Origin of the sequence: Burkholderia sp. SIMBA_051, assembly GCF_046534915.1 — a bacterium.
GTDB classification, from domain to species: domain Bacteria; phylum Pseudomonadota; class Gammaproteobacteria; order Burkholderiales; family Burkholderiaceae; genus Burkholderia; species Burkholderia ambifaria.
The window spans coordinates 343492-366911 of sequence record NZ_JAWRXS010000001.1 but is presented as its reverse complement, the minus strand read 5'-3'; the positions used below and the strand labels follow the sequence as shown (position 1 = coordinate 366911).

Sequence of the window (23420 nt, the reverse complement as noted above, 5' to 3'; positions counted from 1 at the left end):
CGTGCGTTGCCGGAATCAGCCGGCCTGCCCGGCGGGCTGCGGCACGTCGCGCATCGCTTCCATCATCCAGCGCAGCGTGTCGTCGAGCGGCGTGACGGGCAGTTCGCCCACCGCGCGCCGCAGCTTGTCGCGCGACCCGCTCAGGCGCTTGACTTCGTTGTGCCGCACGAAACGCGGATCGATCGTCACGTCGATCACGTAGCCGGCGATCCGCGACAGCATCGCCAGCACTTCCTTCAGCGAATACGCGCGCTCCGAGCAGACGTTGAACGTCTCGCCGGCCGGGGCCGCCTCGAGCAGCTTCAGATAGGCGGCCGTCACGTCGCGCACGTCGGAGAAATCGCGGCTCACGTCGAGATTGCCGAGCGAGATGCGCGGCGCATTGCGCGCATAGTGCGACACGAGCTTCGGCAGCAGATAGGCGTCGTCCTGGCCGACGCCGGTGTAGTTGAACGGCCGCGCGATCACGATCGGCAGCTGGTCGGCCCACAGCTTCGCCGCGTATTCCATCGCGAGCTTGCTGACCGCGTAGTCGTTCGCGGGCGCGGGCGGGGTCGCTTCGTCGAGCACGCCGGCCGTCGAATTGCCGTAGACGTTCGCGCTGCTGGCGAGCAGGACCGCCGACGGACGGTGGTCGAGGCCCGTGAGCGCGGCCAGCAGGTTGCGCGTGCCGACGATGTGGACCGCGTAGGTTTGCGACGGCTCGTCCTGCGCGACATGCGCACGCGCGGCGAGATGCACGACCGCATCGGGCCGCGCATCGGCGGCCGCCGCGCGCATCGCGTTCGCGTCGAGCAAGTCGACCGGCAGCAGCGTGCAGTTCGCGAACGCCGGATCGTCCGGCCGCGCCGCGCCGGGCGCCACGGTGCCCCACACGTCGTAGCCCGCGGCTTCGAGGCGCCGCGCCATGTAGCGGCCGGTGAAGCCCGTCAGGCCCGTGACGAACGCACGGCGTGACGGGCGTCCGGCTTCAGTACGTGTCATGGTGACGATTCCGCGTCAGATCGGCTTCGACCATCATCTGGCAGAGCTGCTCGAGCGTCGTCTCCGGCGCCCAGCCCAGCTTGCTTTTGGCCTTGTCGGCGCAGCCGATCAGCAGGTCGACTTCGGCGGGGCGGTAGAACTTCGGGTTCACTTCGACGAGCACGTTGCCGTTCGACGCGTCGATGCCGCGTTCCTGCTCACCCTTGCCGGTCCATTCGAGCTGGTAACCGGCGGCCGCGAACGCCATCCGCACGAAGTCGCGCACGGTCTCGGTGCGGTTGGTCGCCAGAACGTACGTATCGGGTTCGTCGACCTGCAGCATCCGCCACATCCCTTCGACATACTCGAGCGCGAAGCCCCAGTCGCGCTTCGCGTCGAGGTTGCCGAGCTCGAGCTTGGTCGCCTTGCCGAGCCGGATCTTCGCGACGGTGTCGGTGATCTTGCGCGTGACGAACTCGCGGCCGCGCAGCGGCGATTCGTGGTTGAACAGGATGCCGCTGCAGCCGAACAGATCGTAGGACTCGCGGTAGTTCACGGTCATCCAGTGCGCGTACAGCTTCGCGACGCCGTACGGGCTGCGCGGGTAGAACGCGGTCGTTTCCGTCTGCGGGATCGCCTGCACCTTGCCGAACATCTCGGACGTCGACGCCTGGTAGAAGCGCGTCTTCGGGCTCACCACGCGAATCGCCTCGAGCAGGTTCAGCGGGCCGATGCCGGTGACTTCGGCGGTCGTCGCCGGCTGGTCGAACGACACGCCGACGAAGCTCTGCGCGGCCAGGTTGTACAGCTCGTCCGGTTGCGTGCGTTCGAGCAATCGCAGGCTGGAGCCGGCATCCGTCAGGTCGTGCTCGACGAGCGACAGGTTCGGGTGCGTGTCGACGCCGAGTTCGGCGATGCGCCAGAAGTTCACCGAGCTGGTGCGGCGGTAGGTGCCCGTGACCTCGTAGCCCTTGTCGAGCAGCAGCTTGGTCAGATAGGCGCCGTCCTGCCCCGTGATCCCCGTGATGATGGCCTTCTTGCGGTTTTGGCTCATGGCAATGTCCTGGTCGAAACGATGGATTGAGAAAGTCAGGCGGTCGTGCGCGCGGCGGCGGGCAGCGTGTTGCGCGTCGGGCCGCGTGTCAGGCGTCGCTCGAAGCCGTACCAGCTGAGGGTGGCGTAGGCAAGCGTGATCGCGAGGGCGAGCGCGGCCGTGACGAAGCGGTTCAGGTGCAGCGGCCAGAGCGCGTACAGCACGCTCAGGTGAATCAGGTAGACGGTGTAGCTGACGGTGCCGACGTACACGAGCAGCGGGTTCGTCAGCACGCGTTGCACGAGGCCGCGTCCGCGCAGCGCGATCACGACGATCGACGTGCACAGCAGCAGCGAGATGCTGTAGAGCGCGGCATTCGAGATCGGCGTGTTCGCCGCGCGAAAACGCGGGAACGACAGGTGCAGCCAGCCGAGGATCGCGAGCGACACGAGCGCGCCGACGATCGCGAGCGGATAGAACGGGTCCAGCGCGCGCCGGTCGCGGCGCAGCACGATCGCGAGCAGCGCGCCCGCGGCGAGCAGGTCCATCCGGAACGGCGTCAGGTAGTAGATCGGCCAGAACGAATCGAACCACGGCGTCGCGATCGCGCGCAGCACGGGCGCCGCGACGATCAGCGCGGCGGCGATCCACAGCAGCGCGCGCTCCGAACACCACAGCACGACGAACGGCCAGAAGATGTAGAACTGCTCCTCGACGGCGAGCGACCACAGCACGTTCAGGCTGTCGTGCCCGATGCTGCCGAGCGACAGCCCGATGTTGGTCGAGAAGAACGCGAACCACGGCCAGTGCGGCAGCCAGCTCGCGCCGAACAGCAGCGTCGACACGACGAGCAGCAGCACGTACGGCGGCAGGATCCGGCGCACGCGGCGCGCGTAGAAGTGGCTGAAGTACGACTGCCCGCGCGCCTTGCGATCGAGCAGGATGCCCGTGATCAGCAGGCCGCTCAGCACGAAGAACAGGTCGACGCCCATCCAGAGCGGCGCCTTCAGCGCGTGTTGCAGGAACACGGCGCCGACGGCGATCGCGCGCAGCCCGTCGAGCTGCACGATGCGGCCGTGTTGCGGCGGGGCGAGGTCGGCGGTGCGCGAGATGCCCGTCATCGCGCCGCTCCTTCGCGACGCGCGGCCGGTGCCGTGGCGCGTCGTGCATCCGATGCGTGAACGTAATCCATGCGTTTGAATGAAATATTGAATCGAAATCGATTCTAGGGAAAAGAAATCGGCAAAAAAACGCATGTCATTTATCCGGCCGAAAACCTTCGAATACCGGTCATTTCAATCGCGGCATGAAAGGTTTGCAGTCCGGGCGCTCCGACGGGCGGGCCGGGGCGGCATTTTCTACGGATCGGCGCGTGAAAGGCGGTCGTTATTTCCGCTTTGTGGCGGCTATTTCGCGCTGTTCCGGTGCGATATTTCACGCGGAAACATCCCCAAATATTTCCAAATTTCTTGTGATTATTTTTGCTTGTAACCTGCATCGCGACGTTTGAAACCCATTTAGTGACAGGGCACCCGGGCACGCAGTCCGCCGTGGTGCCCCGTTGCTGTTGCATCGAGTCTGGAGAGCGCATTGCGACGTCTGATTCTGGTTGGCATGACGGTATGCGCGGCGCTGTCCGTGAGCGCCGCCCCGGCTGAAACCGTGTTGCCCGCGACCACGTCGTGGATCGGCAACACGTTCGGCTATGGCGACGGCAGCTGGACGCAGATCGACATTCGCGCGATCGCGGTGACGCCCGACGGCAAGGTGTATACGAACGCGCCGTGGGACGAGAGCGGCGCCGAGGCGAGCGTCTACCAGGACGGCAAGATGCTCGGCTTCGCCGGCGGCACGCACGGCTGGGGCAACCTCGGCGGCAACGCGGTCGCGGTGAACGGCAAGTACGCGTATGTCGCGATCGGCGTCGGCAACGAGCGCGGCCATCTGCAGTCGCCCGGCATCTGGCCGGACAAGGGCAAGCAGTGGTTCGGCATTTCGCGGCGCACGATCGGCGACATGAAACAGCCGGCGCCGTTCCGCGCGGCGCCGCAGGTCGCGCCGGGCGGGCGTGCCGATGCCGGCCGCGCGCGGATGGCCGCGAGCTTCATGGTGATGAACGAGGTGGCGGCCCCCGCCCGCTCGGAAGTGGGCGAGGCGAAGGCCGAAGTGGGCGGCCTCGCGGCGGACGACAAGACGCTGTTCGCGACGAACCCGTCGCATGACGAAGTCGACGTGTTCGACGCCGAGACGATGCAGAAGAAGGGCACGTGGAGCGCGCACGAGCCGGGCCGCATCGCGCTGGCCGGCGACGGCACGCTGTGGCTGCTCACCGACACCATCAGCGGGCCCGCGCGCCTCGTGCACGTGCGCGCGGACGGCCGCAAGCTCGACGACGCGCCTGCGCTGCCCGAAGGCACCGAAGCGATGGACGTGGCGGTCGATGCGAAAGGACGCGTGCTGGTGGCGGACAACGGTCCACGCCAGCAGGTGCTGATCTTCTCGAAAGGCGGCAAGGGCTATGCGCCGTCCGGCACGCTCGGCGAGCGCGGCGGGATCTTCGCGGGCCCGGTGCCGGGACGCCCGGGGCCGCAGCGCTTCAACGGGCTGACGGGCGTGGGCGTCGATCGCGCGGGCAACGTGTACGTGTCGATGAACGGCATCGGGCCGCGTCACGACACGATCGGCGCGGGGCTCGGCGCGGTGCTCGAGAGCTACACGCCGGACGGCAAGCTGCGCTGGCAGGTGCAGGGGCTGCTGTTCGTCGACGGCGCGTGGATCGATCCCGCCCGGCCGAACAGTGTGTATACGGGCAACAAGCGCTTCGAGCTCGACCTGTCGAAGCCGCCGGGCCAGGACTGGAAATACGCCGGATTCCTGTCGAACCGCTTCAAGTATCCGGACGATCCCGTGTTCCACACGGACCAGTATCCGGGCATGCCGTTCGCGCGGCGCGTCGACGGCCGCACGTTCCTGTACCTGACCGACATGTACGCCGACCACCTGAAGATCTACCGCTTCGACGCGAAGCGCGACGGCGAGGTCGCGATTCCGTCGGGCCTGATCGCGGGCCGCGCGCGGCCGGTCGACAAGGTGCCGAACAAGCCGCCGGGCGGCGACTGGCTGTGGCGCGACGCGAACGGCAACGGCCGGCTCGACGCCGACGAATTCACGATCAACACGACCGGCAAGGCAAAGGCGGGCGGCTGGGGCTGGTGGGTCGACACGAAGGGCGACATCTGGCGCACGAGCGACGTGCGCGGGATCCATCGCTTCAGCTACGGCGGCGTCGACAAGGCCGGCAACCCGATCTACTCGTACGACAAGGTCACGACCTATCCGATGCCGCAGCCGTTCACGCAGCTGCGCCGTTCGATCTACGAGCCGCAGACGGACACGCTGTACGTGACGGGCTACACGGCCGACGCGCCGCCGCAGCCGGGCATCAACAAGGAAGTCGGCCGCGTGCTGGTGCGCTTCGACAAGTGGTCGACCGGCTCGCCGGTCGTGCGCTACACGGTCGCGCTGCCGTGGCAGCTCGATGCGAAGCCGATCCTCGACCTGATCGGGATCACCGTCGAGGGCCGCTACATCTTCACGGTGGAGCCGGTCGGCAAGATCCACGTGTATGACAAGGAAACCGGCAAGGAAGTCGGCGTGATGAGCCCGGGCGCCGAGGTCGGCAAGGCGTCGGGCTGGGTCGACGTGCCGTTCGGCATCAGCGCGTTCCGGCGCGAGAACGGCGAATACCTGGTGTTCGTCGAGGAAGACGCGCGCGGCAAGGTGCTGATGTATCGCTGGAAACCGTGACGCGACGCACCGTCGTCGTCGCCGTCACACAAGGTAGAAGCATGGACAAAGGCATACTCAAGAACGTTTCGATCAACTTCATCGGGCTGATCCTGCCGACCTTCGTGTCGCTGGTGACGGTGCCCGCCTATATCCACGCGCTGGGTGTCGAACGCTACGGCGTCGTCAGCCTCGTGTGGACGCTGATCGGCTATTTCGGGATCCTCGATCTCGGGATGAGCATGGCCGCGCAGAACCACATCTCGAAGGCGCTCGCGAGCGGCAACGCGGACGAAAGCGCGCGGGTCTTCTGGAGCGCGTTCTGGCTGAACCTCGGCACCGGCATCGTCGGCGGCTTGCTGATCTATTTCGGCGCGTTCGTCTACACCGCGTATTTCACGAAGGCATCGGCGGCGATGCAGCACGAGGTGTATCTCGCGCTGCCGTGGCTCGCGCTCGCGATTCCGCTCGCGAACGTGTCGTGGGTGTTCGCCGGCGCGATCAACGGCGCCGAACGGTTCGGTGTGTTCAACACGAACCAGACGATCGGCACGTTCCTGTTCCAGCTGCTGCCGCTCGGCGCCGCATGGTGGATCGCACCGAACCTGCAGACGGTGCTGGCGGCCGCGGTCGTCGCGCGGCTCGTCGCGGCGGTGATGCTCGGTCACGCGAGCATCAAGGTGCTCGGGATCCGGCGCATCGACCCGCCGCAATGGGGCACCGCGAAAGGGCTGTTCAACTTCGGCGGCTGGATGCTGATCGCGAGCACGACGAGCATGATCGCCGACACGCTCGATCGCGTGATGCTCGGCGCCGGCATGGGCGCGAAGTTCGTCACCTACTACACGGTGCCGCAGAACCTCGTCACGCGCCTGAACATGCTGCCGAACGCGCTGGTGCGCACGCTGTTCCCGCGCCTGTCGGCGGTCGGCCGCGATCACGCCGACACGCTCGCGCGCCAGTCGCTCGAATTCCTGAACGGCGTGTTCACGCCGGTCGGCATCGTCGCGATCTTCGCGCTCGCGCCGTTCCTCACGCTGTGGGTCGGCGCCGATCTCGCCGCACATTCCGCGCCGGTCGGCCGCGTGCTGGTGATCAGCGTATGGCTCGTCGGCCAGGCGAGCGTCACGCGCATCCTGATCCAGTCGCAGGTCAACCCGGCCCGCGCGGCGTTCGCCGGGCTCGTCGAGATGCCGTTCTTCGTCGGCGGCCTGTGGTTCGGCATTCATCACTTCGGGCTGATCGGCGCGGCGGTGGTCGTTGCCGCCCGCGCGCTGGTCGATTACGGCGTGCTGCTTTACCTGTCGGCAATCCGGATGCGCGCGATCTTGCTCGACATGCTCGCGCATCTCGCCTTCCTGCTCGCGAGCCTGTTTCTCGCGCAAGCGTGGTCCGGGCTCGGCGAGTCGATCGGCCTTTGCGCGGTCGTGCTGCTGCTGAACCTTGCGTGGTCGCTCACGATGACGCCGGGGCTGCGCGCGCTCGTGCGCGACCTGTTCGTCCGTCTCAATGCGAGGAAAACGATATGAATCGCGATCTGGCGGAACACGCCATCCTGAACGTGGCCACGGCGGACGCCGCCGTGGCCGAAGCCGGCGGCGCCACCGCGCTGCGCCGGACCGAAGCGGCCGCGCCGGCGGGCGCACGCGATGCGTCGCGTCCGCTGCGCGTGGCGATCGTCCACGACTGGCTCGTCACGTACGCGGGCGCCGAGCGCGTGCTCGAACAGATCGTCGCGTGCTTTCCCGACGCGGACCTGTTCAGCCTCGTCGATTTTCTCGACGATCGCGCGTTCGTGCGCGGCAAGCCGGTGACGACCTCGTTCATCCAGAAACTGCCGTTCGCGCGCACCAAGTACCGCAGCTACCTGCCGCTGATGCCGCTCGCGATCGAGCAGCTCGACGTGTCGGACTACGACCTCGTGATCTCCAGCAGCCATGCGGTCGCGAAGGGCGTGCTGACCGGGCCGGACCAGATGCACATCAGCTACGTGCATTCGCCGATCCGCTATGCGTGGGATCTGCAGCACCAGTATCTGGAACAGTCGAACCTCACGCACGGGCCGAAATCGCTGCTCGCGCGGATGATCCTGCACTACATCCGCAACTGGGACACGCGCACCGCGAACGCGGTGGACGGGTTCGTCGCGAACTCCGCGTTCATCGCGCGACGCATCCGCAAGGTGTATCACCGCGACGCGGCGGTGATCTTCCCGCCGGTCGACGTCGACGGCTTCTCGCTGAACGAGGTGAAGGACGATTTCTACCTGACCGCGTCGCGGATGGTGCCGTACAAGAAGATCGACCTGATCGTCGAGGCCTTCTCGCGCACGCCGGAACGCAAGCTCGTCGTGATCGGCGACGGCCCGGAGATGCAGAAGATCCGCGCGAAGGCCGGCCCGAACGTCGAGATCATGGGCTACCAGCCGTTCGCAGTGCTGCACGACCGGATGCGCCGCGCGAAGGCATTCGTGTTCGCGGCCGAGGAGGATTTTGGGATTTCGGTGGTCGAGGCGCAGGCGTGCGGCACGCCCGTGATCGCGTACGGCAAGGGCGGCGCGCTCGAAACCGTGCTCGAGCCGCGCTCGCACGCGAACCCGACCGGCCTGTTCTTCGACGAGCAGACGCCGCACGCGATCGTCGCGGCGGTCGACGATTTCGAGCGCGCGCCGCAGCGTTTCACGCCGCACGCGTGCCGCGCGAATGCGGAGCGCTTCTCCGCCGACACGTTCCGCCGGCGTTTTCTCGACTATGTGGAGGCCGCGCTGCCCGGCGCGACCGCGCAGCGCGGCAGCGCCGCGCCGATGCCGGCCGCGCACGGTCCGGCGACGCTGGTGCTGGACCAGAGCGGCGTGCTCGGCGGCGCGGAGCTGTCGCTGCTGGAGATCATGAAGCACATGCGCGCGAACGCCGACGTGCTGCTGTTCGACGACGGCCCGTTCCGCGCGGCGCTCGACGAGATCGGCGCGCGCGTCGACGTGCTCGACCAGGGCGCGCTCGCCGGGGTGCGCAAGCAGGGTGGCGTGTCGGTCGGCGCGTTGAAGCGGCTCGCCGGGCTGGTGCGCGACGTCGCACGGCGCGCCCGCCGCGCCGAGGTGATCTACGCGAACACGCAGCGCGCGATGGTGGTCGCGGCGCTGGCCGGGCGGCTCGCGCGCAAGCCGGTGGTGTGGCACCTGCGCGACATCGTCAGCGGCGACCATTTCGGCAGCAAGCAGCTGATGGCGATCAAGTATTGCGCGCGGTTCGGCGTCACACGCGTGATCGCGAATTCGGATGCGTCCGCGCAGGCGTTCCGCGCGCTGACCGGCTTCACGCCGCAGCACGTCGACGTCGTGTTCAACGGCATTTCGGCCGAACCGTTCGATGCGCTGGAACAGGCCAGCCAGGCCGCGCTGCGCGCGCGCTTCGGGCTGCCGGAGCACGCATGGCTGGTCGGCTCGTTCAGCCGCCTCGCGCACTGGAAGGGGCAGCACCTGCTGCTGGAGGCGGCGGCACGCCATCCCGACATGCACGTGGTGCTGGTCGGCGCACCGCTGTTCGGCGAAGACGAATACGCGGCGCAGCTGCACGAGATCGTCGCGCGTCACGGGATGGGCGACCGCGTCCACTTCCTCGGGTTCCAGCGCGACGTGGCCGCGTGCATGAAGGCGGTCGACGTGGTCGCGCATACGTCGATCACGCCCGAACCGTTCGGGCGCGTGATCGTCGAGGGGATGCTCGCGCGGCGGCCGGTGGTCGCCGCGCGCGCGGGCGGGGTCGTCGAGATCATCGAGGACGAGGAAAACGGGCTGCTCTGCGAGCCGGGCAACGCGGCCGCGCTGGCCGATGCGCTGGGCAGGCTGAAGCACGACACCGCGCTGCGCGAGCGGCTCGTCGCGAGCGGGCGGGCGACTGCGGTGCGCCGGTTCGGCACCGAAACCTATGTGGAGCGGGTCGAGAAGATTCTCGCGGATACGGCGAAGGCCGCGAAGGCGAAGAAGCGGTAGGCGCGGTGCGCTCCGACGCGCGATGCGTCGGGAAACGAGCCCTCATGCGGTGTCGTGCTGCATGGGGGCTTTGCTTTTGGGGCGCGTGTCGCTCGGTTGGGCGATGGGGGTCTCGATGGGCCGATGCGGCGTTCGCGCACGGATCACCCGAACGCGGCTGTCGCCCGCGCCGTGATCGCTTGACGGAACGCCCTGAGCGGCGCCGTGCGGTCATGGCGCGTAGCTGGCGAGGGGTTGGCGACGCGACGGTAGTGCGGCCGCCCAGACGGCCGTCTGGCTCGATTGGGATGCTTGCGTACCGGGTGCCTGCCGTGACTCGGCGCGCGAATGGATGCCGGCGGTCCGTCCCGCCCATGAAAAAGCCCCCGCGCGGCCTGAGGCCGGGCGGGGGCGATGAGCGCGGGAGCGACGCCGCTCAGACGGCCCGTTCGGGAGCCGGCGCGACGACGCGAGCGCTGCGCGTCGGCTTCAGGCTCGCCGACCACATCATCGCCGGGCGTTCGAACAGCCGGTAGAACACGTAGGCGACCGGAATCGCGGCGGCCATGAACGCGAACGACGGCCAGATCGACAGTTGCAGTTCGGAATGGAACAGCACCGAGCCGAGGCACACGAACAGCGGCAGGTGGATGAGGTACAGCGAATAGCTGAAGTCGCCGAACCAGCCGAGCACGCGCAGCAGCGGCGTCGGGCGCGGCGGGCACGCGAGCGCGCGGTACAGGAAGCACGCGAAGCCGGCCGCCCACAGCTGGAATGCGCCGTACTGGCCGATATGGAACGCGCCGCAGCCCGCGGCCAGCAGTACGGCGGCCGCGACGTACCACGCGCGCGACGGCACCGCGGCCGGGCCATGTGCCGGCTGTGCGCGCACGTCGGCGATCCACGCGCCGATCGTCCAGGACAGCCAGTACGACGTGAAGAACTGCAGGTCGTGCCGTTCGAGCAGCCATGCCGACGCGACGTTGACGAGCGCGACGGTTGCCACGATGGCCGGCATCCCGATGCGCCGGCGCAGCGCGAACAGCAGCGGATAGATCGCATAGAACTGGACTTCGAGCGACAGCGTCCACAGTGCGCCGTTTGACCCGTACGTATAGCCGGCGACGCCCTGCAGCGAGAACAGGTTCACGAGGAACGCGGTGAGGCCGACGTCGCGGATCTTGTGGCTGACGGGCGCGATCTGCAGGCTGACCGCGTCCATCGCGAGCGTGAACAGCAGCGCGGCGAGCAGCACCGGGTAGATCCGCGCGAAGCGGCGCGCCCAGAAGTTCGTGGCGTCGAGCCGGTACGCGGGGTTGGCCGCGAGCTTGAGCGCCGCGTTGCGGTGGATGCAATAGCCGCTGATCACGAAGAAGATCGGCACGCCGGCGGATCCCCACGCGAACGGGAAGGTCAGGTAGCCGACGATCACGCTCGGGTCGAGCGCATGACCGTAAGCGCGATGGAAGCTCTGCATGCCGACCCAGACGACCTGGCGGCAATGGAAATAGGCGACGAGCAACGCCGCGAACCCGCGCATCGCGTCGATCACGTGTTCCTTGTGGTCGGCGACGGGCGGCGCGGTCAAAGGCGATCCGCTGGAAGCTTGCATGCGATTCGAGTCCTTGCGACGGATGAAGGGGATGGTCCAATCGTAATGCGCAAGAATTCGATCGAATCAATAAAAAAATCCGGCCGCGAAATAATGGTATTTCAGATAGTGGTTTTAGCCGGCTCTGAAAGCGGTTTGGCAGCCGCTACAATTATTTGCGGATTTTTTTCTGATAGTTTGAAGCTCCAGTTGATTGAAGCAAGGAGCGGCAAGATGGACATGCATTGGATCGCTAGCGCGGCTGTACTGCTGGTCATGGCCGTGCTGTCGGCGTACCGCGAGGCGCTGCAGAACGAGCCGATTCGCCCCGGTCTCGAGCGGGGCGGCGTCCCGTTTATCGAGGAATTCGATTCGTAAGAATTTGTATCCGGAAAATCGGTAATTTGTTTCTGCTTCGGCAATCGGGTCGGCAATATCGACCGAATCAGCGGATTATCTATTATTACGGAAACATGGGCAATCGTTCCATATCGAAAATGAGCGGAGTGGAATTGGCTGTACCGTCGATTCTCGATATGCCGTTCGGAAAACAATCGCGCCGGGTCGCAGGGCGACGCGGCGCAGTCAACGCAATCAGGATGCGAACATGTTGAAAGTTACCAGGGCCGTGTTTCCCGTTGCCGGTCTCGGCACGCGGTTCCTCCCGGCAACGAAGGCGAGCCCGAAGGAAATGCTGCCCGTCGTCGACAAGCCGCTGATCCAGTACGCGGTCGAGGAAGCGATCAACGCCGGTATTACCGAGATGATCTTCGTGACGGGGCGCAGCAAGCGCGCGATCGAGGATCACTTCGACAAGTCCTACGAGATCGAGGCCGAACTCGAGGCGCGCGGCAAGGAAAAGCTGCTCGAACTCGTGCGCGGCATCAAGCCGAGCCACGTGAACTGCTTCTACGTGCGCCAGCCGGAAGCGCTCGGTCTCGGCCATGCGGTGCTGTGCGCGGAAAAGCTCGTGCACGGCGAGCCGTTCGCGGTGATCCTCGCCGACGACCTGCTGCACGGCGAACAGCCGGTGCTCAAGCAGCTCGTCGACGTGTTCGACCACTATCACAGCTCGGTGATCGGGGTCGAGACGATCCCGCGCGAGGACAGCCGCTCGTACGGCGTCGTCGAAGGCCGCGAGTGGGAAGAGGACATCATCAAGCTGTCGGGCATCATCGAGAAGCCGGCGCCGGAAGACGCGCCGTCGAACCTCGGCGTGGTCGGCCGCTACGTATTCATGCCGACGATCTTCGATCATCTGCGCAAGCTCAAGCCGGGCGCCGGCGGCGAACTGCAGCTGACCGACGCGGTTCAGTCGCTGCTCGCCAACGAGCAGGTGCTCGCGTATCGCTACTTCGGCACGCGTTTCGATTGCGGCAGCAAGATCGGTTATCTCAAGGCGACTGTCGAGCTCGCGCTCCAGCATCCGGAAGTGAGCCGCGAATTCGAGGCGTACCTGCGTACCTGCCTGCCCGCGCTGGCTGCTGTCGCATAAGCAGCCACGCTGCTCCGCTGTTTCAGGTGGTGGTTGTTCCGTTGGCCCCGGCTGCCTTGTGCGCCGGGGCTTTTTTGCGTGTGGGCGAAGCGCGAGGGGCGCGCGGTGCGGAGTAGTCGGCGCGGTTGAAGGCGAGATCGAACCGGGGCGTGCGTGGCGATTCCGGTGTGCCGTAACGTGCGATCCGATTTTCGCGTGCGCGCTGCTTAGTGCGTTGGCTGCCGGACGCCGTGGCGATGAAACCGGCGCTGACGTGCCGCTTGCGCGCGGCTTCAGGGACGAAGATTGCGCGGGCGATAGCCGTCGTTGATGCTGGGTCGGTGTGTCGCTTCCCGGTGGATGTCGACGAAGCGCCACGTTGGCGCAGCGGCACTTTCATCCGCCGATGTGATGCGTGTTCCCGAAGGACGAACGTGGCTGGCGGCCGCACCGTTTCGGTGCCCGGCGTCGCGGGCCCCAAGCATGTTTTTCCGCTTGCGTCGCGCGCGGACGACTGTTCCGGTCAGCGCGGCGACGTGCTCGGCCGCGCGACGAAGTAGCGGGCCAGCATCGCAGCGATTGGCTTCTTGAAGTCGAGCAGGCGCCTTTCGAGATAGCGCCACGACAGATGGGCAAGCAGCACCGCGAGCGCGAACTGCAGCAGTTCGGGCAGCGCCTCCCGGACGATGCCGGGCATCGGCACGTGTGCGAACAGCGCGGGCATCTCGCCGAAACGTGTCGGAATCAGGTTGTGGAACAGGTAGAAGCCGTAGCTGATCGTGCCGAGATAGACGAGCGGCGCACGGTCGAGCAGCGCCACCGCCGGATGGTCGGGCTCGGTGACGATCCACAGCATCAGCGCGCCGAGCGACACGGACAGCCCGAGATCGACGAGCCCCGAGACGATGTCCGGCAGCGCCGTGAACGCGGGCAGCGTGAGGAAGAACACGACGCCGACGGCTGCGAGCCAGCCGGGCGGAATGCGGCGGACGACGGTCGGGCCGCGATCGGCGAGTGCCATCGCACCGACGCCGCCCAGCGCGATCAGCGCGAAATTCCACGGGGAAAACGCGTAGATCAGCACCGGCGACGCGTCGAGCGCGTACAGCGCGAGATGCGCGAGCGCGCACAGCGCGACGGCCGCGATGCCGAGCGCGACGTGGCGCGCGGCCGGCACCGCGAGCAGCGTGAGCGGCGCGATCAGATAGAACTGCTGCTCGACCGCGAGGCTCCAGAAGTGCGACGTGGAGCCCGGCCAGCCGTCCTTGACGACGCCGATCCAGTAGTTCGACAGGAACGCGGCGTGCCACGGTAGCCCGAGATTGACGCCGCGCTGGTAGAACAGCGCGTGCGCGATCGCGAGCGCGGCGAGCAGCAGGTAGTAGACGGGAAAGATCCGCAGCGCGCGCTTCGCGAGGAACAGCGCGAGCGCGTGGCGGCGACCCATCGTGCCGCATTCGATCGCCTGACGGTTGCGATGCAGTTCGCCGACGATCAGGAATCCGCTGATGAAGAAAAACGTCCACACACCGAGCTTGCCCACGTCGACAGCGAGGACGTGGCCCTTGTGGGACAGGAAAACGAGGATGACGGCGATGGCTCGCAGGCCGTCGAGTCCTTTGACGTATCTGACTTCGCGCATGAAGACATCCGGGGCACTGAGCGAGGTCAGTATAGGTGTGCAAATATCGAACGTAATTCGCGTTCGGGCGTATACGTAGAGCTGTTTTTCGATGTCAGGGTCTGTTTTCGCATGGAACGCACATGCGAATGCCCGAAATCGCTCGCAGGGCAAGAAGTGAGGAGCGCCGTTTGGCCGAGCCAAACAAGCGACGAGCGACGCCGCCATGCGGGCGATTTCGGGCATTCCCGTGGAGTGGATTTTTTACTTGGGGTTGCCGCGAGAACGGCCGCTCGCCGCGTTGCGATCCTTGCGAATACGTCCAGTATTCGCAGCGTCACGCGCCTCGCGAGCGGCCGTTCTCGTGGCAACGCATGTGCGTTCCATGCGAAAACAGACCCTGCAGCGTCGATGAAGTCGGTCGCGCGCAACAAAACCTGCGGGAAACCCCGCGAAAACGCATAAAAGTACTGCACGAAGCGTCGAGGCGCTTGTAGAATCCGGCGTTGAAGCGCGCGCGTTGCACGCTTCGTGTATCCAACGACCACACCTGGTAGGAGAAACATGGCGACTTCCGCAAAAAAGGTGGCCAAGAAGGCTGCCGCACCGGCCACCAAGAAAGTGGCTGCAAAAAAGGCTGCGCCCGCGAAGAAAGTAGTGGCCAAGAAGGCTGTCGCGAAGGCAGCACCGGCTGCTCCGACGCCGCTGAAGGACAAGTTCACGAAGGCATCGCTCGCAACGCACATCGCTGAGCGTGCAGCTGTCGAAGTGAAGGCGGTCAAGGCAGTGCTCACCGCACTCGAGAACGTCGTGCTGGGCTCGGTTCACAAGAAGGGCGCAGGCGAGTTCACGCTGCCGGGTCTGCTGAAGATCACGGCGCAAGTCGTGCCGGCGAAGAAGAAGCGCTTCGGCAAGGATCCGTTCACGGGCGAAGAGCGCTGGTTCCCGGCAAAGCCGGCCAGCGTGCGCGTGAAGGCACGTGCGCTGAAGAAGCTGAAGGACGCGGCTGCGTAATGCCGCGTAACGGCCGCCGAATGCAAGTCGGCGACCGTTGCGATGTCCGACGGTCCCCGTACGCGAAAGCGTGCGGGGATTTTTATTGCGCTGCGCAAAGCGCGCGGGGGTGAGGTTGGGGGGCGGGGATGCGGCATGACGTTGGTGCGTATCCCGTGCTGCGGGCCGTTCATGCGGACGGCAGGATCGCTGTGTGCGTCCATGCGTGCGTGCGTGCGTGCGTGCGCGCGGCGCACAGCTTTGCAGCGTTGCGCCTCGCGCAAGTCTCGCGTCATGAACGCGGCGAATCGTTCCCGTCGAGTTGCCGGCCAGCTGGCTGCCGCGTGCGCTGCGATCGAATGGCCTCTCGGCACGACGCTGCTGCCGATGCATCTGTTCGGCTAAGCGCTCGACGGCGGGTGAAACCGCGCAGCGAGATCGACCTGCTGATGACGATTGCCGCATCGCCGGGCGAAGCGGTATGGCGTGCGCTGGTCGAGTTGCTCGGTGTGTCGGCGTTGCCGGCGAGCACGCGCACATGCGCGCGCTGGAAGCGACGATCGTCATGCGCGGCGACGTGGCGACGTGGTGCCGTGGTGTCATCCGGCCCGACGCGCGCTCCACTTCGGCGCGTGGCTGCGCGGCGAGCTACGCGCGGGCATCGTCGAGTCGCCGTGCGTCGGTCACGATCTCGCGATCCTGTTGACGAAGATCCGGCGGCACGACGTTGCGCTGCTCGGGTCGCGCGCGGCCGCGTGGTTCGAGCCGGCGCCCGCGCGCGACTTCGTCGCCGCGCTGCTGGCCACCGTCGCGCAGTGGCAACCCGAGTGGGACTGGCGCGGCGGCGAATACGCGGGCGTGCTTGCGCACGCATCCAGTAAAGCGCCGCAACCGGCAGGATCGCGCCGAAGGACTTCGCCGCGGCGGAGGTACTGGCGCGCTTGCCCGGACGCGTGCCGACCCGTTCTGTCTCCGCGCGCACTGTCTATCAGCACGGTGACGGCGCAGATGAACTGCCGTCACCCGAACCGGTCGCCGCATTCGTGTGCGGGGCGTGACGGATCGTCGAAGCGATGCTGTCGACGTAGCGGTGTACGAACGGCCGCGACCTTGCGATTGCGTCGCGGCGCGATGCAATCCGTCGCAGGACGCGATCATTGCGCGGGCCGCACGCGCGCGATGAACGCACACCCCGAGCGCACACCCCGAGCGCACACCGCACACCCCGAACGCACACCCCGAGCGCATGCCCCGAGCGCATGCCCCGAACGCATGCCCCGAACGCATGCCCCGAACGCACGCCCCGAACGCACGCCCAACGCACGCCCGAACGCAGCGCCACAAACGCCCCAGCCCCCCGCGAACACCGGCGCGACACCCGTACCTTCGTCAGCCCGCCGTGCCCGCGTACGCGGCCTTCAGCGCGGCGACGTCGAACTTCGTCATCTGCATCATGGCCGCGGCCACACGTGCCGCCTTGACCGCGTCGCGGTCGGTCATCATCGGGATCAGTGCATCGGGCACGATCTGCCACGACACGCCGAAGCGGTCCCGCAGCCAGCCGCAGCCGTCGGCCGTGCCGCCGTTGTCGAGCAGCGCGCTCCAGTAACGGTCGAGTTCGGCCTGGTCGGCGCAACTGACCATCAGCGAAATCGCGTGGTTGAACGTCTCGGTGCGCGGGTGGCTCATCGCGGTGAACGGCTGTCCGAACAGTTCGAACTCGACCATCCGGGTGCCGCTGGTGCCGGGCACCGCCGTGACGCGCACGACGCGCGAGTTCGGGAAAATGTCCGTGTAGAAGGCCGCTGCTTCTTCGGCTTCCGTCGCGTACCAGAGGAACGGCGTGATCTTCTGAATCGTCATGGAGCGTCTCCTGTCTGCTGTCGGTGAGGGACGGCCAATCTGCATGCCGTCATCGATACGACGAATGAAGCGTGTCGAAATCGACATGTCGAAGCATACGTGCTTCACATCGGAGGATCAGGGAATCGGGAAGTCAGGAAAGCGGCGCATCCGAGTCGACAGCGCGAGGCGTCCGGCATGCATCCAAAGGGGCTTCCCGCGCGCGACAGGGGCCCCAGGCGCCGCTCGCGACCGGTTGCCGTATCCGAGGGCCCGGCAGCGGTCGTAGCCCGTCACGACGCCGCCGGCAATGGACGAAAAAAAAACCAGCCAGGGCCGAAGCCGATGACTGGTTTTGCAGTTCGGCGGCATGGCGTCGAAGACGCCATGCACACCGGAAACGTACTTCTTAGAACTTGTGACGAATGCCGAGTGCGACGAGTTCGGCCGAGCTCTTGCCGGCGAAGCCGTACGAAGCGATCGACGCTTGCGCGCTTTGCTGCACGCCGTCGACGAGCTGCGTACCGCTCGCGTGCTGGTATGCGCCAACCAGGTAGATGTCCGTGCGCTTCGACAGCGAGTAGTCCGCGCCGACACCGACTTGGTGGTACTTCGCCTTCGTGTCGCCGCTGGCTCGCGTGTACGAGTAGCCGAGGCCCAGCAGCAGCGGCGGCGTGACCTGGTACGTCACGAACGCGCGGCCCGTGTTGTACTTTTCGGTCGAACCGAAGCCCGAGAATGCATCCGGCTTGTACTGTGCGTTGCTGTAGCCGAGGCCGAACGTCACCGGGCCCAGTGCGTACTGACCTGCGACTTGCGCGATGGCGATCGACTTCGCCGTTGCGTAACCCGAGTTGATCGGGCCGTCGAAGATCGCGTCCGACGTCGTCGAACCCCAGCCTGCGCGGCCGACAGCCGTCGTCGGCGACGGGTTGGCTGCGTAGAAGTAGCCTGCTGCAACGCCGACCGGGCCGTTGTTGTAGGCAGCCGCGACCGACCACGTCTGGCCCGAACCCGTCTTGCCTGCAACGCCGCCGAGGGCGTACATGCCTTCGACCTGGAAGCCGCCCCAGACCGGCGACGTGTACTTGATTGCGTTGCTGACGCGCAGCGAGTTGTCGTTGTTGTCGACGTCGCCCGGCGTTGCCATCACGCTGCCGAAGTAGTTGTCAGCCGTGACTGCCTGGACCAGGTCGACCAGCGGGTCGTACTGGCGGCCGAGCGTCAGCGTACCGTACTGGTCGCTCTGGAGGCCGACGAATGCCTGGCGACCGAACATGCGACCGCCTTGGTTCAGGTGGCCCGTGCCCGGATCAAAACCGTTTTCCAACTGGAAGATCGCCTTCAGGCCGCCGCCGAGGTCTTCAGCACCTTTCAGGCCCCAACGGCTGCCTTGCAGGTTGCCCGACAGCATTTGCCACGAGTTGTTGGCTTGACCGTCGTTGCCGTGCACCCATGCGATCGACGTGTCGATCACGCCGTACAGCGTCACGCTCGACTGAGCATGAGCAGCGCCGGCGGCGCCCAGCAGGGCGAGCGAGAGGGTCGAGAGAGCGAGTTTCTTCATCGTTGAGTATCTCCACGCAAATGATTCGTCATTCGTTATTTGTTGCGGATTGGAGAATAGCTCAGTGCCAACCATGCAAGAAAGCTTAAAAAATAAAGTGTCTCGAAAAGGTAACAGCAGGAAAAAGTCTATATATATCAAGCACATCAAAGACCGTTCCTCTTTTTGAAACAGTTGACATTTGTTGCGGCGCGATTGTTGCAGTGGGCGATGCGCTCGGCAGCGGAAGGGCGAATTTCGTGGGGTGGCACGCAGAAATCGAGGAGAGCAAACGTTTGCCGTTGCAGCGGCCAAACCGGGCCGATGCAAAAATCGCATCAACACGCGTGAACGCGCGGCGCGGCCGGGTGATTGCGAAAAGGAACGCGGTGGCGTAGGGAGTCGATGCGGCGCGCGAGAGGCGCGGCCGCATGCGAGGCAAGCTGCGCTGAGTATCAGTCGTCGCGTGTGCGATCGGCGGTGGGATCCATCGGCGCGGGCACGCCGGCAGCATTGCGTGCGCCGCGATGCGCATCGCCGCGCGCGGCCGCGAATTCCGCGCCGAGCAGCAGCACGGCTGCCGAGAAGTACAGCCACATCAGCAGGACCGCGAACGATCCGGCCGCGCCGAATGCACTGGCCGTGCCGGCCCGCGCGAGATACAGCGCGAACAGCTTCTTGCCGCCGGAGAACAGGATCGCGGAGACGATCCCGCCGATCACCGCGTCGTGCCATGCGACGTGCGCGTCGGGCAGGAACTTCATCAGCACGGCGAACGCGCCCGCGAGCACCGCGACGCCGACGACGAGCTGCAGCACGTTGGTGATCGCGACGTATGGAGAATCGCCGAGCAGCCATGTGCCGATGAACGTGATCACGGTATCGAGCACGAGCGACACGATCAGCAGGAAGGCGACGCCGAGCACGAGCCCGAACGAGATGAGCCGCACCCGCACGAGCCCGAGCATGCTCGACCAGCGGTTTTCCGAGTTCGGCCAGATCACGCTCAGCGCCGTGTTCAGCGACGCGAAGGTCGCCGATGCGCCGATCGCGAGCGCCGCGAACGAGATCAGCGTCGCGATGCCGCCGCGCTCGCCCGCGCGATGCGCGTTCTGCACGATCGTCTGAATGCTGGCCGCCGCATCGTCGCCGATCAGTTGGTGGGCCTGCTCGAACACCTGGCCGCGCGCGGCCTCGTCGCCGTAGAACCAGCCGGCCACGGCGATCACCATCACGAGCGTCGGCGCGAGCGAGAACGCGGAAAAGAACGCGATGCTCGCGGCCATCGCCGAGCAGCGGTGGGAAGAGAAACGCTTGAATGCATTGAGCGCCCAGTTGGCCTGCTGTTGCGCGAGGCGGGTCGCTTCGGATGTGATCTGTCGTTTCATGACGGTTCGGTTGCGCGCTGATCGCCGGACATTGGTGGATCAGACAAATCGGTATTGATCCGAGGATTGCATCATAGTTGCGCTCAATGTCTATAATCCTTTCAGTTTCTCCTTACCCCACAAAGACGCCGAGACCATCATGCTACAAATGTCACGGCGCCAGTTCCTGAAGGTGACGGCCACGTCGCTTGCCGGATCGAGTCTTGCCCTGCTGGGCTTTTCTCCGACCGAAGCGCTTGCCGAAGTCCGACAGTACAAGCTGGCGCGCACCGTCGAAACCCGCAACACCTGTCCTTATTGTTCAGTGGGTTGCGGCATCCTGATGTACAGCCTCGGTGACGGCGCGAAGAACGCGCAGCCGAGCATCATTCATATCGAAGGCGATCCCGACCATCCCGTCAACCGCGGCACGCTGTGCCCGAAGGGTGCGAGCCTGATCGATTTTATCCACAGCCCGAGCCGCCTGACGCATCCCGAATACCGGGCGCCGGGCTCGGACAAGTGGGAGCGCATTTCGTGGGGCGATGCGCTCGACCGGATCGCGAAGCTGATGAAGGCCGATCGCGACGCCAACTTCGTCGAGACGGCGGAAGACGGCGCGAAGGTCAACCGCTGGCTGACCACCGGCATGCTGGCCGCGTCGGCGGGCAGCAACGAAGTCGGTTACCTGACGCACAAGGCTGTCCGCAGCCTCGGGATGCTCGTATTCGACAATCAGGCGCGTGTCTGACATGGCCCGACGGTGGCAGGTCTTGCCCCGACGTTTGGCCGTGGAGCGATGACGAACCATTGGGTCGACATCAAGAACGCGGACGTGATTCTCGTGATGGGCGGCAATGCAGCCGAGGCCCATCCGTGCGGTTTCAAGTGGGTAACGGAGGCGAAGGCGCACCGCAAGGCGCGGCTGATCGTCGTCGACCCGCGCTTTACGCGTACGGCCTCGGTGGCCGACTACTACGCGCCGATTCGCACCGGCACCGACATCGTCTTCCTGGGCGGCGTCATCAACTATCTGCTGACGAACGACAAGATCCAGCATGAGTACGTGAAGAACTACACGGACTTCTCGTTCATCGTGCGCGAGGATTTCGCGTTCAACGACGGCATCTATTCCGGCTATGACGCCGAGAAGCACGCGTATCCGGACAAATCGAGCTGGGACTACGAGCGCGGCGACGACGGCTTCGTGAAGGTCGACCCGACGCTGCAGCATCCGCGCTGCGTGTACAACCTGATGAAGCAGCATTACGCGCGCTATACGCCGGACATGGTCCAGCAGACGTGCGGCACGCCGAAGGAGAAATTCCTCAAGGTGTGCGAGATGCTCGCGACCACGGCCGTTCCCGGCCGCGCCGGCACGGTGCTGTACGCGCTCGGCTGGACCCACCACTCGATCGGTGCGCAGATGATCCGCACCGGCGCGATGGTGCAGCTGCTGCTCGGCAACATCGGCATCGCCGGCGGCGGGATGAACGCGCTGCGCGGCCACTCGAACATCCAGGGCTTGACTGACCTCGGGCTGATGTCGAACCTGCTGCCGGGTTACATGACGCTGCCGATGCAGTCCGAACAGGATTTCGACGGCTACCTCAAGAAGCGCACGCAGCAGCCGCTGCGGCCCAACCAGCTGAGCTACTGGAAGAACTACAAGGCCTTCCACGTCAGCTTCATGAAGTCGTGGTGGGGCGATGCGGCGACCGCCGAGAACAACTGGGGCTACGACTACTTGCCGAAGCTCGACAAGCAGTACGACCTGCTGCAGGCGATCGAGCTGATGAATGAAGGCAAGATGAACGGCTACATCTGCCAGGGCTTCAACCCGCTCGCGGCGGCGCCGTCTAAGGTGAAGACGGCCGCCGGGCTCGCGAAGCTGAAGTGGCTCGTCATCATGGATCCGCTCGCGACCGAGACGTCCGAGTTCTGGAAGCATCACGGCGACTACAACGACGTCGACTCGTCGAAGATCCAGACCGAGGTGTTCCGTCTGCCGACCACCTGCTTCGCGGAGGAAGACGGCTCGCTCGTGAGTTCGAGCCGCGTGCTGCAATGGCACTGGAAGGGCGCGGAGCCGCCGGGCGAGGCGAAGAGCGATCTCGAGATCATGTCGGGGCTGTTCCTGCGCATGCGCAAGATGTACCAGAAGGACGGCGGCAAGTATCCGGACCCGATCGTGAACCTCACGTGGCCGTATGCGAATCCGGAAAGCCCGACGCCTGCCGAGATCGCGATGGAGTTCAACGGGCGCGCGCTCGCCGATCTCCTCGATCCGAAGGATCCGACGAAGACGCTCGTGAAGAAGGGCGAGCAGCTCGCCGCGTTCGCGCAACTGAAGGACGACGGCACGACCGCGAGCGGCTGCTGGATCTTCTGCGGTGCGTGGACGCAAGCCGGCAACCAGATGGGTCGGCGCGACAACTCCGACCCGACCGGCATCGGCCAGACGCTGAACTGGGCGTGGGCGTGGCCCGCGAACCGCCGGATCCTGTACAACCGCGCATCGTGCGACGTGAGCGGCAAGCCGTTCGATCCGACCCGCACGCTGATCGGCTGGAACGGCAGCGCGTGGAAGGGCGCCGACGTGCCGGACTTCAAGGCGGACGAATCGCCCGAGACCGGGATGGGGCCGTTCATCATGAATCCGGAAGGCGTCGCGCGCTTCTTCGCCCGCGCGGGGATGAACGAAGGTCCGTTCCCCGAGCACTACGAGCCGTTCGAGACGCCGCTCGCGGCGAACCCGCTGCACCCGAACAACCCGCAGGCGCTGAACAATCCGGCCGCCCGCGTGTTCCCGGGCGACCGCGCGTCGTTCGGCAAGGTGTCCGAGTTCCCGCACGTCGCGACGACGTACCGGCTGACCGAGCATTTCCACTACTGGACCAAGCATGCGCGGCTGAACTCGATCATCCAGCCCGAGCAATTCGTCGAGATCGGCGAGGACCTCGCGAAGGAAGTCGGCGTCGCGCACGGCGACCGCGTGAAGGTGTCGTCCAAGCGCGGCTACATCGTCGCGGTCGCGCTCGTCACGAAGCGGATCAGGCCGCTGATGATCGAGGGCAAGAAGGTCCAGACGGTCGGCGTCCCGTTGCACTGGGGCTTCAAGGGTCTGACGAAGCCCGGCTATCTCGCCAATACCCTGACTCCGTCCGTAGGCGACGGCAACTCGTACACACCGGAATTCAAGTCGTTCCTGGTGAAGGTCGAAAAGGCGTAAGGGGA

18 protein-coding genes and 1 pseudogene are annotated in these 23420 nt (G+C 66.0%); 8 read left to right on the top strand and 11 right to left on the bottom strand.

Translation table 11 applies throughout. From position 1 onward, the window contains the following. Positions 1-15: 15 nt before the first annotated feature. Genes SB771_RS01565 through SB771_RS01555 form a run of 3 tightly spaced genes read right to left on the bottom strand, consistent with a single transcriptional unit; the run spans position 16 to position 3117 of the window. Complete coding sequence (locus SB771_RS01565; RefSeq protein ID WP_175659537.1) at positions 16-984, bottom strand: NAD-dependent epimerase/dehydratase family protein; 969 nt, start codon at positions 982-984, stop codon at positions 16-18. Next, complete coding sequence (gene gmd, locus SB771_RS01560) at positions 971-2017, bottom strand: GDP-mannose 4,6-dehydratase (RefSeq protein WP_006755185.1); 1047 nt, start codon at positions 2015-2017, stop codon at positions 971-973. The genes SB771_RS01565 and gmd overlap by 14 nt, the downstream gene beginning before the upstream one ends. Before the next feature lie 35 nt (positions 2018-2052). Beyond that, positions 2053-3117, bottom strand: coding sequence for an acyltransferase family protein (locus SB771_RS01555; protein ID WP_175659536.1), 1065 nt, complete (start codon positions 3115-3117; stop codon positions 2053-2055). A gap of 185 nt (positions 3118-3302) precedes the next feature. Between SB771_RS01555 and SB771_RS01550 the strand changes: the two genes are divergently transcribed. The 4 genes from SB771_RS01550 to SB771_RS01535 all read left to right on the top strand — a co-directional run bounded on the left by SB771_RS01550 (position 3303) and on the right by SB771_RS01535 (position 9770). Next, positions 3303-3506 (top strand): hypothetical protein, encoded by a 204-nt coding sequence (locus tag SB771_RS01550; protein ID WP_175659535.1) that lies wholly within the window; start codon positions 3303-3305, stop codon positions 3504-3506. 104 nt (positions 3507-3610) lie between these two features. Further along, complete coding sequence (locus tag SB771_RS01545) at positions 3611-5803, top strand: hypothetical protein (protein ID WP_175659768.1); 2193 nt, start codon at positions 3611-3613, stop codon at positions 5801-5803. Between the two features lie 41 nt (positions 5804-5844). Next, complete coding sequence (locus tag SB771_RS01540) at positions 5845-7311, top strand: oligosaccharide flippase family protein (RefSeq protein ID WP_175659534.1); 1467 nt, start codon at positions 5845-5847, stop codon at positions 7309-7311. Further along, positions 7308-9770, top strand: coding sequence for a glycosyltransferase family 4 protein (locus tag SB771_RS01535; RefSeq protein WP_175659533.1), 2463 nt, complete (start codon positions 7308-7310; stop codon positions 9768-9770). The genes SB771_RS01540 and SB771_RS01535 overlap by 4 nt, the downstream gene beginning before the upstream one ends. Positions 9771-10185: 415 nt before the next feature. Here the strand turns inward: SB771_RS01535 and SB771_RS01530 are convergent, their stop codons facing one another. Next, positions 10186-11361 carry an acyltransferase family protein gene (locus SB771_RS01530; protein ID WP_175659532.1) on the bottom strand — a complete coding sequence of 392 codons (1176 nt, stop codon included), beginning with the start codon at positions 11359-11361 and terminating at the stop codon, positions 10186-10188. A gap of 45 nt (positions 11362-11406) precedes the next feature. Here SB771_RS01530 and SB771_RS01525 point away from each other — a divergent pair, with 45 nt between their 5' ends. Both SB771_RS01525 and galU read left to right on the top strand, forming a co-directional pair. Beyond that, complete coding sequence (locus SB771_RS01525) at positions 11407-11718, top strand: hypothetical protein (protein ID WP_175658692.1); 312 nt, start codon at positions 11407-11409, stop codon at positions 11716-11718. Positions 11719-11947: 229 nt separating this feature from the next. Continuing rightward, complete coding sequence (gene galU, locus SB771_RS01520) at positions 11948-12835, top strand: UTP--glucose-1-phosphate uridylyltransferase GalU (RefSeq protein ID WP_006754479.1); 888 nt, start codon at positions 11948-11950, stop codon at positions 12833-12835. Between the two features lie 22 nt (positions 12836-12857). Here galU and SB771_RS01515 read toward each other — a convergent pair whose 3' ends face one another. The 3 genes and pseudogenes from SB771_RS01515 to SB771_RS01505 form a co-directional block, all read right to left on the bottom strand. Beyond that, positions 12858-13214, bottom strand: coding sequence for a hypothetical protein (locus tag SB771_RS01515; protein WP_175659531.1), 357 nt, complete (start codon positions 13212-13214; stop codon positions 12858-12860). 123 nt (positions 13215-13337) lie between these two features. Further along, a complete protein-coding gene (locus tag SB771_RS01510) occupies positions 13338-14456 on the bottom strand; it encodes an acyltransferase family protein (protein WP_175659530.1) in 1119 nt (372 codons plus the stop codon). Between the two features lie 245 nt (positions 14457-14701). Further along, a pseudogene (locus SB771_RS01505) lies at positions 14702-14983 on the bottom strand (hypothetical protein); the annotation flags it as partial. Between the two features lie 16 nt (positions 14984-14999). Between SB771_RS01505 and SB771_RS01500 the strand changes: the two are divergent. Continuing rightward, positions 15000-15449 carry an HU family DNA-binding protein gene (locus SB771_RS01500; RefSeq protein WP_006754477.1) on the top strand — a complete coding sequence of 150 codons (450 nt, stop codon included), beginning with the start codon at positions 15000-15002 and terminating at the stop codon, positions 15447-15449. A gap of 627 nt (positions 15450-16076) precedes the next feature. Here the strand turns inward: SB771_RS01500 and SB771_RS01495 are convergent. The 4 genes from SB771_RS01495 to SB771_RS01480 form a co-directional block, all read right to left on the bottom strand. Continuing rightward, positions 16077-16250 carry a hypothetical protein gene (locus tag SB771_RS01495; RefSeq protein ID WP_208449631.1) on the bottom strand — a complete coding sequence of 58 codons (174 nt, stop codon included), beginning with the start codon at positions 16248-16250 and terminating at the stop codon, positions 16077-16079. A 567-nt stretch (positions 16251-16817) separates the two neighbouring features. Further along, entirely contained in the window at positions 16818-17291 is a 474-nt protein-coding gene (locus SB771_RS01490) for a VOC family protein (protein WP_105831430.1), read from the bottom strand. A gap of 388 nt (positions 17292-17679) precedes the next feature. After that, positions 17680-18837: a porin gene (locus tag SB771_RS01485; protein ID WP_175659529.1), complete on the bottom strand. Its 1158-nt coding sequence runs from the start codon at positions 18835-18837 to the stop codon at positions 17680-17682. Positions 18838-19271: 434 nt separating this feature from the next. Further along, complete coding sequence (locus SB771_RS01480) at positions 19272-20204, bottom strand: YihY/virulence factor BrkB family protein (RefSeq protein WP_011658406.1); 933 nt, start codon at positions 20202-20204, stop codon at positions 19272-19274. A gap of 139 nt (positions 20205-20343) precedes the next feature. Here SB771_RS01480 and fdnG point away from each other — a divergent pair, with 139 nt between their 5' ends. Further along, complete coding sequence (fdnG, locus tag SB771_RS01475) at positions 20344-23415, top strand: formate dehydrogenase-N subunit alpha (RefSeq protein WP_175659528.1); 3072 nt, start codon at positions 20344-20346, stop codon at positions 23413-23415. The last annotated feature ends 5 nt before the right edge of the window (positions 23416-23420 follow it).